This is a genomic window from Methylotuvimicrobium sp. (genome assembly GCF_050611805.1).
In the GTDB taxonomy this organism is placed as follows: Bacteria; Pseudomonadota; Gammaproteobacteria; order Methylococcales; family Methylomonadaceae; genus Methylotuvimicrobium.
On sequence record NZ_JBNGHF010000016.1, the window covers coordinates 42253 to 55419 of the forward strand.

The 13167-nt window shown below is 48.5% G+C and carries 15 protein-coding genes and 1 tRNA gene; 1 reads left to right on the plus strand and 15 read right to left on the minus strand.

The features are described 5' to 3' along the window. Window positions 1–48: 48 nt before the first annotated feature. The 15 genes from ACRJJO_RS09940 to ACRJJO_RS10010 form a co-directional block, all read right to left on the minus strand. On the minus strand, window positions 49–732 hold the full coding sequence (locus ACRJJO_RS09940) for a hypothetical protein (protein WP_404358089.1): 684 nt from the start codon (window positions 730–732) through the stop codon (window positions 49–51). Between the two features lie 86 nt (window positions 733–818). Further along, entirely contained in the window at window positions 819–1052 is a 234-nt protein-coding gene (locus ACRJJO_RS09945) for a hypothetical protein (protein ID WP_404358087.1), read from the minus strand. Further along, complete coding sequence (locus tag ACRJJO_RS09950) at window positions 1030–1302, minus strand: hypothetical protein (protein ID WP_404358086.1); 273 nt, start codon at window positions 1300–1302, stop codon at window positions 1030–1032. The genes ACRJJO_RS09945 and ACRJJO_RS09950 overlap by 23 nt, the downstream gene beginning before the upstream one ends. A gap of 13 nt (window positions 1303–1315) precedes the next feature. Continuing rightward, a complete protein-coding gene (locus tag ACRJJO_RS09955; RefSeq protein ID WP_404358084.1) occupies window positions 1316–1498 on the minus strand; it encodes a hypothetical protein in 183 nt (60 codons plus the stop codon). A 7-nt stretch (window positions 1499–1505) separates the two neighbouring features. After that, window positions 1506–1661: a hypothetical protein gene (locus ACRJJO_RS09960; protein ID WP_404358082.1), complete on the minus strand. Its 156-nt coding sequence runs from the start codon at window positions 1659–1661 to the stop codon at window positions 1506–1508. Then, window positions 1658–1939: a hypothetical protein gene (locus ACRJJO_RS09965; RefSeq protein ID WP_404358080.1), complete on the minus strand. Its 282-nt coding sequence runs from the start codon at window positions 1937–1939 to the stop codon at window positions 1658–1660. Before ACRJJO_RS09965 ends, ACRJJO_RS09960 begins: the two co-directional genes overlap by 4 nt. 476 nt (window positions 1940–2415) lie before the next feature. After that, window positions 2416–4422, minus strand: a complete 2007-nt coding sequence (locus ACRJJO_RS09970; protein WP_431065620.1) for a hypothetical protein — start codon at window positions 4420–4422, stop codon at window positions 2416–2418. Then, window positions 4409–5338, minus strand: coding sequence for a toprim domain-containing protein (locus ACRJJO_RS09975; RefSeq protein ID WP_431065621.1), 930 nt, complete (start codon window positions 5336–5338; stop codon window positions 4409–4411). Before ACRJJO_RS09975 ends, ACRJJO_RS09970 begins: the two co-directional genes overlap by 14 nt. Next, on the minus strand, window positions 5335–5541 hold the full coding sequence (locus tag ACRJJO_RS09980; protein ID WP_431065622.1) for a helix-turn-helix transcriptional regulator: 207 nt from the start codon (window positions 5539–5541) through the stop codon (window positions 5335–5337). The genes ACRJJO_RS09975 and ACRJJO_RS09980 overlap by 4 nt, the downstream gene beginning before the upstream one ends. A 397-nt stretch (window positions 5542–5938) precedes the next feature. Next, on the minus strand, window positions 5939–6565 hold the full coding sequence (locus tag ACRJJO_RS09985) for a hypothetical protein (RefSeq protein WP_431065623.1): 627 nt from the start codon (window positions 6563–6565) through the stop codon (window positions 5939–5941). Window positions 6566–6705: 140 nt separating this feature from the next. Next, complete coding sequence (locus tag ACRJJO_RS09990; protein WP_431065624.1) at window positions 6706–7902, minus strand: tyrosine-type recombinase/integrase; 1197 nt, start codon at window positions 7900–7902, stop codon at window positions 6706–6708. Window positions 7903–8051: 149 nt separating this feature from the next. Then, a tRNA-Ser gene (locus tag ACRJJO_RS09995) sits at window positions 8052–8139 on the minus strand. 75 nt (window positions 8140–8214) lie between these two features. Beyond that, entirely contained in the window at window positions 8215–10107 is a 1893-nt protein-coding gene (locus ACRJJO_RS10000; RefSeq protein WP_431065625.1) for an ATP-binding cassette domain-containing protein, read from the minus strand. A gap of 4 nt (window positions 10108–10111) precedes the next feature. Further along, window positions 10112–11338 carry a competence/damage-inducible protein A gene (locus ACRJJO_RS10005; RefSeq protein ID WP_431065626.1) on the minus strand — a complete coding sequence of 409 codons (1227 nt, stop codon included), beginning with the start codon at window positions 11336–11338 and terminating at the stop codon, window positions 10112–10114. Between the two features lie 8 nt (window positions 11339–11346). Beyond that, the gene (locus ACRJJO_RS10010; RefSeq protein ID WP_431065627.1) at window positions 11347–12270 is read right to left on the minus strand and encodes an AEC family transporter; all 924 of its coding nucleotides are present in this window, start codon (window positions 12268–12270) and stop codon (window positions 11347–11349) included. 153 nt (window positions 12271–12423) lie between these two features. Here ACRJJO_RS10010 and pyrF point away from each other — a divergent pair, with 153 nt between their 5' ends. Then, window positions 12424–13149, plus strand: coding sequence for an orotidine-5'-phosphate decarboxylase (gene pyrF / locus ACRJJO_RS10015; RefSeq protein WP_431065628.1), 726 nt, complete (start codon window positions 12424–12426; stop codon window positions 13147–13149). The last annotated feature ends 18 nt before the right edge of the window (window positions 13150–13167 follow it).

Here is a 13167-nt window from a genome sequence, read left to right on the forward strand (position 1 = left end):
ATAATAAAATTATTACCGTAATTACATAATTACGGTAATTACACTCTGTTAATGCCGGCCAGGTAGTAAGTCATCGTCAATGCCGTGTTCTTTAAAAATCTTCTCGACCGCGTCTTGCTTGGGTAGTTCGCCGGCTGATCTAACGAGCGTATGAATATACGAGCCGTTAGAAGGCTGAACCAATCCCGGCATCATGCGAACGCGGATATATCCGCTCTCGTAATCATTGCCGATCTCGCTTTGGAAGCTGCAAAGGTGTGGGTTATGCCGATCCCAGTGCAGCACGCGGAGCCTCTCGGAAATTTCCGCCGCGCATGCAACCTCGTTTAAAAATTTGTCCAAGGCTTTCCGATATCCGGCCCGATGCTTCTCGAGTTCGGACAGTAGGAGTTCGGTTGTTAATTCCTTGAGCTTTTGGCGATCCGCCCTAAGCTCGATTTCAAGCGCTTTAATCTTTCGGTCGATGGCGTCGGCAATGTCGTTTTTGCCTTTGTTGGCATCGGCAAGCGTAGCATTGTGCCGCTGCGCAAGTTCAAGCTCGGCCTCAAGTTTTTCTATTCTCTGCGTGGTCTTGCTGTCGGTCTTGCCGCTTGCCAAAAGCTCTGCGATTGCATCCGTTAGCGGGAATGTATCAACGCGCTTATAAGGGCGTATTCTGTCAATTTCGCCGTCTAATCGCTCAAGTTCAGCGGTTTTTCTGCGAATTTCGGCTTGTATTTGTTCAATGTTCATAATTGTTTTGTTAAAGGTTTTAGTAAAGTTTTTTAAAGGTTTAGTAAAGTTTTACTGGTGAGACATGGTGCCTCACTCAGCAAAAATTAAATTTGGCTCGCTGTTGTCAAGCCGGCGGCTTCATTTCGTAAGTGTTCCATTTTTTTTTCGATGTCGTGATAGTTGACGCCGTGCTTGATCCGGTGAGACATTTCCATTTTTAGGTCGGCTAGTTGGTCGCCGATCTCGCCTAAGCGCTCGAGCCTTTGCCGTCTCTGAATTTCGCGGTAATCGGTGCAAAATACCGGGACTTCGCTTTTATTCGGTTGTTGTTGGTTCATTTTTAGTACCTCTGTTTGAAAAAAATATGCCATCCATCAATTTACGTTTGACGATGGCCTCATCATCATTTTGACAAAATGCGCCGATTAACTCGCCGCGTTTAGCATCCATTTCTAGCCTAGAATCGATTGTTGCGCCGAAGACCGCGCGGAGCAGTCCCGGCTTATCGCATTTAAAAACCGCTATCGGCGAATCAGGCGGCGCAACTTTTACGCGGCCTAGAATGGTTGCAACTGTGTCTAATGCCATAATTACCCCTTCGTTATCGATAACCGGCAGCCGCAAGCGCCGCCAATTCATTTTTAATTGCTTCGATCTCGCCCCGGTTCTTCGGGTTTTTTTCCGCGCGGAGCTGCTCGAGCTGGGCGTGAAGTATTTTGGGGCGTTCGGATTGTTTCGCCATTGCAGCGGAACGGCGGACAACTTCTAGGTTAATGTCAGTCATAATGTGTTTACTCTCTGGTTGGTTGTTCGGTTACATCGGGTTTGGGTGCCGGCAGTGGCGCAAAGCTTTTGCATTGCGAAACGTTCGGCGGCGCGTTTTGTTGCATGGCCTGGCAGTAATAGCCGTCTTCAAATCGCTTGCATTGCTGGCAAAGTGTTGTCATAGCTCGGTTTCCTCCGCTTCGTCCAGTTCGTCTAACGGTTCGCCGTCCGGCATTTCGGCGGTCAATTCAATCCGGTCGGTTAAATTCCATCGAACGCCGGCAAGGATCGTGCAGGCCTCTGTAAACTGCTCGAGAATTAAACGCTCAACATGATCGGTAGCCGAAACGCCCGAACACTTATAAAGGGCATCAAGCGCTTGGGTGCAGGCCTCGACGATATCCGGCTTAACGGTTTCAAATGGGAGAAGCCGCTTTTTAATTTCACTTTGAGTGGTCATTTCGTATCTTTCCGGAAATCGTGGACGGATAACTTTTTTGGCTTCCTGCGAATGTTTGCGCGCTTGTCGAACTCGAGCTGTAAAATGTTCAAGTGCATTCGTGTCTTTTGCATCTCTTGAAAAAGTTGGTTATCTGAAAATTTTGAAAAATCGAATCTGTTTCGTGTCGTCATGAGTCTCTCTAATCTAGGCCTAACAAATTTCGGCGGGTAAGTGGGTATTTCGTCGGTGGCACAATCCGAACGCGCCCCCAACTGGAAACGCAATACTTCACGACAATAAAACCGCCCTCGTGAAGGCGGTGTTCAAAACAGTGAACGCGCCGTCTCAATGGGAAGTCACGCCAGTTTTCGCGGTAGTGATTGCCGGCTGCACGGGTAAGTCTTCGGATCTTGTTACACGATGGCCTGTATTTCGCGCGTCCGGCAAAGTAGCGCTCTAAATCTTCAAATTCACGGATTAGGCCGCGTTCGAATTTATTCGGTTTCATTTTTTTTACAATTATTGAATTCGTCTGGGCCGGACTTTAGCAGCCGCGCATCGATAACGATGACGGGAGTTTTCTGGTTGGAGATTGTACGAGAGGCGCGCGGTCGTACCTCATGGCCGTGTTTGTATGGTTTGGCGATGTAACCCCGATCTAGCATTTGCCGCCAGATGGTAGACGCGGGCACGGCGATTTGTTGCTTTTGACGACCGGCCAGAAATTGAGCCGCAGAATAGGCCAGATTTGGTTCGAGCCATATTTCGTCCGGGGCATCTTCGGCGCCTGGATAATACCAGCCGATCAAATCGCCGCATCTTCGGTATATTTTTTCGCCGTTTTCTGCGTGTACGGGATCGCGCCAGCCGAAAATGAAAGGTGTGGTCGTCTTCGGCGGACCGTGGTCGAGCGGGTTTTCGATGTTACACAGTCCCGCCTTTAAGCCTGACGCTAGTAAACGGATGAAGCGGATGCACTCGTCAGCGTCATCCACATGCGCGCCTTGCTCGCCGAATATCGCAAGCAGCGCGCTTTCGGTCTCGGCCAGAAACGAATTAGCGGCGGCGGTTGGTAATATGCCGCAGTCGCTCAAAAATTCAGTAAAAATTTCAGACGATGCGATCAATTCAGAAATCATGCCCGGCGCGCGTTCGTGTGCGCCTTGCAGCTTTCCGGATTGGATGAAACCATCGCGAAGCGCTTCACAATTATTTCGAAACTCTGGTCTGAGAGTTTCAATGCGCGAACAAAGCCAGGATGAAAAACATGCAGTCAGGTTGGCGAAGTCGCCGCGCCTTGCGAGTCGCTGAAGTTCGCTTAAATTCTTTTTGTCGAATGTGTCCTTTGGAAAGTTCACGGTCAATGTGCGAGCGATCGCCGATGCGTTTCTAGGCGGCTCTTCGGCGGTTACTATCGGCAATGAGCGTGCCGGTTTGTGCGTGGTTTCGCTAAACCTTCCTCTGGACGATTTATTAGCTTTGTTCCTTAAAATTCGGTCGAGCGCGTCATGCATTGCATCAGACTGTTTAACGCTAACTGAGCGCGCATCGTCGATAAGTACGGGCGCATCTTTCACCGTGAATAAAACTTGCTCGATGAGATTGACAGTATCCGAGAAACTCGCAGTCGGTCCCGCGTCGATGAATCCGGAACCAAAAAATGACATGATAAATTTAGCTATCGTTGATTTAAAGGCCCCCGTGGTTCCGTAGAAAAAAATCGAAAATTCAGCCGGGGAAATTTCCTCAAGGAGCGCGCGCGGCATTACGCACAGCATAAAATATCCTAACGCCGGAACAGTCGGCGAAATTGCCAAAATTTTTGGAAAAAAATTTGCGAAATCGATTTTGAGCCGATCCAAATCGGGGGCCGGTAGTGAGTAGCTGGCAAGGTTTTGACGCTTTAAATCAACGTTGGCAGAAATAAAGCCATCTTGACTTATCGCGCCGGCGTTAGTCAGGTATTGCCAATATCCGTCAATAAAACGAAAACCCGTCGAGGCGTAAACCGTTGTAGATGCCATTAAATCGAGCGCGGTAGATTTAATACGTAAATAGTTAATAAGGTTCTTGTACGCTTGGTGTTTCGCGAACAAAATAAACTCAGGGCCAAAATTCTTATTAATAACATCGCGCGAATAAAAATCGTCAGCGGATAATTTTTTCGTTTTCGCATGGCCAATATTAGTTACTAGGGTCAGCTTCAAAAACTGCTCAGGATCATCGCCGGCGCCCTCATCGTAATAGATGACCTCGGATATGAAACCCGTGAAATTAGCTAATAAAATCATCCGATCTTCTTCTTTCACGCGCCTAATTTTATAAAGCTTGCCGTCTTTTTCGATGAACTTCTCCGTCTCGGCACCAAATTCGACAAACGTCGAACCCCCGCCAGAGCCACCACCACCACCGCCGCCGGTCGTTGCATCATCATCAACGGCGGCAGCTTTCGCGCCGTCGATTATACGAAAAACATTATCCTTTTTATTACTTGATGTCATTGTTTTTATTGGCAAAGTCGTTAAAATCGCCGTCAATCGGCGGCACCGCTAGCCGTGCATTGATAGCTTGTGCGGCGGCGGTGGCGTGCGTGATGCCAGGGTTCCCTTTCGTGTTCTGGTCGTTATCGGCACATAGGACGATGTCCGCCTCGGGCAATCGCTCGCGAACGATCCGGGCAACGGGCAGGAGGTTGTTTGCTGCAAAGGCGGTGTAAACGCGAAAGCCGGTTTCGGCGTGAAGCGTGGCGGCGGTCGCGAACCCCTCGCAAATCAAAACTGTAGCGCTGGGGTCTGGGTTTTTCGGCCCGATCCACCAAAAGCAGCCGGCGCGTTCGCAAAGAGGGGTGAAATCCTTGTCCCTCTCAAGGACGGGGTGTTTTTCACTAAAAATCGCTTGCAGGCCGCGAATCTCGCCGGATGCGTTCATCATCGGAATAAGTAGTGCGTTTGGAATAATGATGCGCGCGCGGTTCCCGTGCGAATCCTCGACTAAGCGAACCCACCGGCCAAGGCGCGCGCCGTGGGCTTCGATATTTTTTCTGGTTAAGTATGGGTGCGATACAGCCGGCACAGCTCCACGCCAAATGCGCGCGGCACGTTCGGCGGCGGCGTCATATTGTGCGCGGCGTTCTGCCTCACGCTTACGCTTTGCGCGCTCGGCTTTGCGCCGTTCGGCTTTGGTGGGCTTTCGCGGCATGAAATCAGCATCAGTAAAAAACGGGCGCCGCTCGTTTGTCGTCCAATTGAAGGCGATACCGCCTTTTCCGTCCTCGAACAATTTCACGCGGCCAGCTGTTCGAGATCCCTCAACAAGCGGAACCTGAAGCCAACGACCGCGGGTAAAAGCCTTGGGCGGCTGAAGGCCAAGCTCGGCACATGCGGCAATCGCGGCGGCCTCAAGTTCTAGCGAAGTCATTGAGCAGCCTTGCGAGTATTCGCCCATTCGACAATTTCGGAATATCGAAACGCAGACGCGCGGGCGGAAAGCTTTACGGGTTTTGGAAAATCGCCAGATTCGGCGGCGAGTCGATAAATCGTAGTAGGGCTGAGGCCGGTCATGCGCACAACATCCGAAATTCGAAGAAAAAGCGGTATTAAATTTTCGGTTTTATCAGACATGCGGCCCCTCGTTTTTTTTAACGTGGGCACCTATATAAAACAAAAATTTCAGAAAGCGAACAACAAATTCACGCCCGAAAAAAATAACCAGAAATAACCCAAAAATAACCCAAAAATAACCCACAAATGAGCAGAAAAATAATGTCGAGACGACCGCACTCGTTGCGGAGGCCTTGAAATATAAGGGATCGATGGGGATTAAAGAGGTTGTCGATGTGTTCACGATAGCCAAGCGTTTTTGTTACGTTGGCAATCTATTATTCACATATTTTTTCACGTTAAAACAGAAACCTGAGGTCAATTATTTTTCGTGAAAAAATTGTTTTGATTTTGTTGAAGTTTTTAAAGCGGGGATAGTGAAAATAGTTTCACGATAATTCGCGTGACCTGAGGTTGTCTATTTTTCGTGAGAACTTTTACGCTTGGGAGCTAGGCGGCTCATGCGGTTGATTGTCGCGGGTGTGACGATTTTATCTATGCAGTCGGGCGACAATGCAAGCTTTCGGCAAGCCATCGTTAAGGCTTGTTCATTGGAAATAGTTTTATTTGAGCCTCGCTGAATATTGGCGGCTCGGTCGATAAGTCTATCGATTGACTCAAAGTCTTTAGGAGGCCGTCCGCGTTTTGGTCTGTCGGTTTGCGGATGTGCTGGTTTTCCGGTGAGGAGCGTTTTATTTTCGCTTGGGTCGTTGGGCTTGATGCCGGGCTTGGTGTCGGGCTTGGCCGGAACTGTTCTCTTTAGCCTATGTTCCGCCAAGAGTCGCAAGGCTTCAGCTTTGGTGAGGCGTTCGGCAAACTGTTTTCCTGATTCTTCGAGGTGCAGGGCGTATGCTTGCCAGTCTGATTTTGTCCAGTGGTCCCGGTTATCAAGTCCGCCGTTGAATGCAGCTCTTAAATCATCAGGACAAGTTAGCAAGGTTGGGGTGGGCGGCCATTGGTTGAGCCGGTCTTTCGATAGTTGTTTTTCAAGTTGGCGTTGCACAACAAAGTCGATAAACGCCTTTTGTTTTTTGTTTGTCTTCATAACCCCGTCAAGGTTAGCCGTCGAGAATTAGCCAAGCAGCCGAGGGACGAGTTCGGGATTCGGGAGCTAACCTAGCTTGGCGAATCGATTATAACAAAAACTTTCCGCTTCGGGCGATTCGGTTTTGTGCCGGCAAATAATTAGACGCTCTTTCGGATCGGTATTACATCGGCACCTTTTCTAAGTGCGTCCAGGTAATCCGCCCAGGCTTGCATCATTCGCCGCCGTTCGGGCAGATATTGCGCGTGATTGTAGGCGGCTTTGACTGCGTTTCGTTCGGCGTGGGCAAGTTGCCGCTCGATCATGTCGGAATGAAAGCCTTGTTCATGTAGGATCGTTGAGGCCGTGGTTCTGAATCCGTGGGCAGTATGTTTGCCGGTGTAACCCATTCGGCGAATGGTTGCGCCGATGGTTTCGCGGCTAATGTGTCCGCCGTTGGGGGAATAGAAAACATATTGCCGGTGGCCGGTGAGCGGTTGAATCTCCCGAAGTAACTCGAGGGCTTGTTTTGCCAGCGGCACGATATGATCGGTTTTCATCTTCATTTTTTCGCCGGGTATACGCCATTCGGCAAGATCAAGGTCAAGCTCTGACCATTCCATCATGACTAGGTTAGCCGGTCTGGCAAAGACAAGCGGTTGAAGCTGTAAGGCAGTTCGAACAATGAAGCTTCCTTTGTAGGCGTAAATGTCTCGTAGGAGCTGGCCGAGTTCTTTCGGGGTTTTGATTGCCGCGTAATGTCCTTTGACGGGTGAAGGCAGCGCGCCGCGTAAGTCTTGCGTTACATCCCGTTCAGCTTTGCCGTGGGCGATTCCGTAACGGATCGCTTGGCCAATGAACTGTTTTGTTCGGGCGGCGGTTTCGAGTGCGCCTCTATCAACGATCCTCCGCAATACGGTTAAAACCTCGATGGCCGATAAATCTTTTAACGGTCGATCGCCAAGCCAAGGGTAAACGTCCCGATCGAAGCATTCTTGAATGTGGTTTCGATGCGCTTCGCTCCATCGTTTTGAATTGGTCTCTAAAAATTCATTAGCCACGGCTTTGAAGGTGTTCTCTTTGATCCCGGCTTTTTCCAATCGGCGGACTAATGACGGGTCTATACCGTCCTCGAGTTGCTTTTTTACGGTATAAGCTTTTTCTCGAGCTTCCTTGAGTCGTGTTCGCGGATAGGTGCCTAAGGCAAGCGTTTTACGCTTTCCGGCGAAACTGTAATCTATTCGAAAGTACTTTGATTTGTTCGAATGAACTAACACATAGAGGCCTTGACCGTCATGCAGTTTGTAAGGCTTATCAGCGGCTTGGGCGTTTTTTATCTCAATATCGGTGAGGTTCATACGGTATAAATTTTTCAGAAGTGATTTATACCGTAGAAAATACCGTAAATAATGTGGGTTGTATAGGGTTTTTATGGGTCATTATGGGACTTGAAAAAGGCGGGAGGTGTTGATTTTGCTGGGTTTGTTGCGGGGGCTGTTTGGGTCGGTGGCGGAGAGAGAGGGATTCGAACCCTCGATACGTTGCCGTATACACACTTTCCAGGCGTGCGCCTTCGACCACTCGGCCATCTCTCCGGTATTTAATCCATCAGCGAATGGAAACAGGCAATGATAAGGTAGTATTGCTTTTGATGCAATGAATTTTAATATTTAATGAGTCATGGCTTCGAGATCATGCCAGCGTTGAAAGGCGTGTTCCATCTCTTTATCAATGGTTTTCAGTTTCTCAAGGGTATCGGCGATCAAAGTAGGGTCACTTTTATAAAAATCAGGGGAATTGATTTTTTCATTAATGGCTGTTTGTTCAGATTCAAGACGGTCGATCAGGTCCGGAAGTTCATCTAATTCTTTTTGTTCTTTATAAGAGAGTTTTTTCTTTTTCGGCGTGTCATTGCTGGTTTTTTTTTCAATGCTTTCGGTTTTTTTGACAGCAATGTCGGCGGCTTTGGTGTTTTGATAGTTTGCAAACCAGTCGCTATAGCCGCCGATATGCTCGCTTATGACGCCGCCGCCTTCGAAAACCAGTACACTGGTAACGACATTATCCAGGAAGCTCCGGTCATGGCTGACTAATAATAAAGTGCCGTCATAATCGACCAGTTTTTCTTCCAATAACTCAAGGGTTTCCAGATCCAGATCATTGGTGGGTTCGTCCATGATGATCAGGTTGGCCGGTTTCGTGAACAATCGCGCAAGGAGTAAGCGATTTTTTTCCCCGCCGGACAGGCTTTTGACCGGCGAGCGTGCTCGCGCCGGCGCGAATAAAAAGTCGCCGAGGTATGACATGACATGGCGTTTGTTTCCGGCAATTTCGACATAATCATTGCCGTCGGCAATCGAATCGGCGACAGTCATTTCCGGATCGAGTTGTTCTCTCAGTTGGTCGAAGTAGGCGACTTGCAGGCGAGTGCCTTGTTCGACGGTGCCGCTGTCCGGTTCTAATTGCTTGAGTAAAAGTTTCAACAGTGTCGATTTTCCTGCGCCATTGGGACCGATCAAGCCGATTTTGTCGCCGCGTTGAATGAGTGTTGAAAAATCTTTTACCACCGGTTTTCCGTCGAAAGCTTTGCAAAGATCGGTTGCTTCGATGACTTTTTTACCCGATGTGTCGCCGCGATCCAAAGATAATTTGGTCGTTCCTTGAACATCGCGGCGTTGCGCGCGTTCGTCGCGTAATTTCTTGAGTGCTCGAACACGTCCTTCGTTACGGGTACGCCGCGCTTTTACGCCTTGGCGAATCCAAACCTCCTCTTGGGCCAGTTTTTTGTCGAATTCGGCATTTTGATTGGCTTCATCTTCCAGTGAGGATGCCTTTCTGCGAAGGTAGTCGTCATAGGTGCCTTGCCAGGATGTTAAATTGCCGCGATCGAGATCGACAATACGGGTAGCCAATTTTTGTAGAAAGAATCTATCATGAGTCACGAATAAAACGGCCCCTTGAAAATTTAATAATTGCTCTTCCAGCCATGTGATGCTCTCCAAATCCAGATGGTTGGTCGGTTCGTCTAAAAGCAGCAATTCAGGTTCGAGGACTAAAGCCCTCGCCAAGGCGACTCGACGTTTCCAGCCGCCCGATAAGCTTTTAACCGGGAGTTCTCCCGGCAGATTGAGCCGGCTTAACGTAGATTCGACTTGTTGTTGAAAATGCCAGCCGTTTTTGGATTCCAGTTTATGCTGTAGATCGCCGAGTTCCTGCAGTGTTTTGTCGTCAGCATTATCTAACTGTGTAGACAGAGCATGGTAACGGGTTATCCATTGGCCTAATTCGCCCAGTCCGGCGGCTACGGCATCGTAAATGGTAGATTCGCCAACCAATTCCGGAGCCTGTTCTAACCAGGCGAGTTTCAACTCGGGTTGGCGCCAGATTTCGCCGTGATCGGGCTGGATGTTTCCTGCGATAATTTTCATTAACGTGGATTTTCCTTCGCCGTTTCTGCCAAGAAGCCCGACGCGCTCCCCCGGGTCCAGTTGAAAATCGGCATTATTCAGCAATGCATGGGTTCCGTAGGCGATTGAAACATTGGTTAGTCGAATTAAAGGCATGATATTAATTTGTGTTTTGTAAATAGCGTCGTAATAAATCCAATGCCAGCAACGCGGCTTGGTTTTGTTTTCGTTTAACGGAGCCGCCGATCGTATGAGTCGAATGCCGCAAGCCTTCGGGGCTTAACAACGCGTTGTAAATCGTAATGGTGCGGTTGTCCGGGTTGTCGGTTGTATTGTCTTCACGGTAGAGCTGTATGAGCGCAAGATCCGCGCCGCTTTGATCTTTTGCCGCATTCGCGATGCTTTTCGCTTGGCTTGGCAAGTCCATTTCGTCAAGAGCGACGGAAAATCGGTCGGCGAAATATGCGGGGTTTCTTTGGTAATGGGTTTCTAAAAGCCAGTCATTGGCAATCGCGCATTTCGCTGCTATGAGTCCTTGGCTTATGGTTTCAATGAAGATCGCCGTTCGTTGTTGGTCCCGCATCATTCTATCGATCGTGCTAGGTAAATCGTCGCAATGGTTGCGATCGTCAGCGATTCCGAAAATAAAATCACCTAGACGGCTTTTTATTGTATCAATATATAGGTCGAGTTTCTGGCGAGGATATTGAGCGGGGGCGAGTAATTTTGTTTCGATATGATCCGGACCGGCACGAAAGCCGAGTTGAATTTCCTGAGGTATTGTAATATCTGCGATGGCCGTCTGTATGTCGGATTCGCCGATACCGATAGTTTTTAGAGTGACTAATTGCTTAGGGTTAAGGGCGTAGTGCCGTTCGAAAAAACATTTAACAAACTCATTGAATAGGTGTTGCATTTCGAACGGAACGCCGGGTAAAAAGACGAATCGACAACGATTGTATTGTAGGGTAAATCCTGGGGCGGTTCCCCATTGATTATCAATGCGTAAGGCTCCGCTAGGAAGATAGGCTTGCTTTCGATTGCTTTCAGGCATGGTTCTGCTTCTGTTTTTAAAAAAGCCGGCAATCTGCTCGAAAGCTATCGTGTCGAATTGCAAGGGCATAGAGAAAGCCAAAGAGACTGCTTGAGCGGTTAAATCATCGGATGTAGGGCCCAGCCCCCCGGTACAGATACAGCAATCGGCGCGAGACGAGATTTCTTTTAAGAGCGCTATGAGTTCATCGAGCCGGTCGCCGACGGCGGTATGTCTGGAAACTGTAAAACCCATATTTACGCAGGCTTGAGAAAGCCAGGCCGCATTGGTATCGACAGTTTGTCCGGTGACGATCTCTTCGCCTTGCGAGAAAATTTCTAGGGTCGGATTCATAAATGAACTTAAGTTGTAGTAATGATGCGGTACCAAAAAGGTAGAGTAATCATGCTCAAGACGGTGGTCAGCGTTACCGCCATGGCATAGAGAGCGCTGTCTAGCCGGTAGCGGTCGCAAAAAACAATGCCCAATACCATGCTGGGCATGGCCATTTCCAAGACCGCTGCGGCCTTATGCGCCTCATCCAGCGTTGAAAATACCGATACTTGCAAGGCAAACCACGGCATTAAAAATAGCTTAATCAAAATAATCGGCAGAGCATAAGGTAGATTACGCAAAGTGATGCTTTGCCAGCTCAATGCCAAACCCAATGAAAAAAGCATGATCGGCACGACGCTGGCCGAAAGTTTCTGCAAAACCCCCAGTAACCACTCGGGAGCAGCAATCTGGTTCATATTTAAAATCACCGCCAATAAGGCTGCCCAAAAAGGCGGAGCGTTGAGATTGAGCCAGATCGGTTTGTGTTTGTGGCTATGGTCTTCGCCAAAATGACGGGCAGTCATGATGCCGGCAGTAAATAAAAAAGGCGCGGTAGCAAATAAGTCGATCTGTATGGCGACCGAACGAGCCCAATGACCGAAAGTTTCTTCTAAAACGGGCAGTCCAAGATAGGTGACATTGGGGAATGCGGTGACCAGAATAATCGCGCCAAGTTTTTTATCTTGAATGTTAAGGGCTCGCCCGATTAACCAAATGCAAATCATTGCAAAAGCGATACTTGAAGTGCCAAGAAAAGTATATTGTAGAGATTGTACGCCTATGTCCGAACGCCACAGGACTTCTAGTACCATTGCAGGTAAAAACAAATAATAGACCACCGATGTCAAAACCGGTCGAACTTGTTCGGAGCTAAGTCCGCCTGGGCGAAGCCAGCGCCAACCGATACCGCAGGCGATTAATCCGGCCATTTGCAGCAGAGTGAAGATCATAAATGCATTAAATGCTTGGTTGTCATGCAGTTAAGGCGCATTTGATATGCGTCTTTGGCAGGGTGGAATAGTTGAACGCTATTTTAACATTCACTGTTGAATTAAGTTTCGGTAATATAGAGGGCTTTTCTTATTGCATATCAATACTTGCTCATGACCGAAACTTTTATTTCTGAAAAATCCATTCCTGTCCGCGAGCGCTTAATCATGGCGTTGGATGTACCGAGTATCTCTGAAGCCCAAGCCTTGGTCGAAGAATTGGGCGATTCGGTGATTTTCTATAAAGTCGGCATGGAGCTATTCATGTCCGGGGATTATTTTGGCTTTATCGAATGGTTGAAACTACAGAACAAAAAGGTTTTCGTCGATTTAAAATTTTTTGATGTGCCGGCCACGGTCGGACGGGCAATTCGCGCGCTGAGTAGCAAAGGTGTCGACCTGGCGACTATTCACGGTAACGATGCCATTATGGAGGCGGCCGCGAAGGAAAAAGGGCAATTAAAAGTACTGGCGGTGACCGCTTTAACTAGCTTGGATAGGGGGGATCTCGATGATTTGGGGTTTCAATGTGATATACGAGATTTAGTTTTATCGCGCGCCAAGCGTGCCTTGCAAATCGGCTGCGACGGTATTGTTTCATCAGGGTTGGAAGCGTCTATGTTAAGGGAGGAATTAGATCATCGTTTGTTGGTTGTCACTCCGGGTATTAGGCCGGTCGATAATAGAGAAGAGGACGATCAGAAGCGTGTGGTCAGTGTCGAGCAAGCTTTCCGTAACGGAGCCGACTATATTGTCGTCGGTCGTCCGATTCGAGATGCCGAAGACCGTAAGTCGATGGCGGAAAAAATCCAGATGCAAATTCAGTCGGTTTTTAAATGAGTTTTTATCTATTTATTC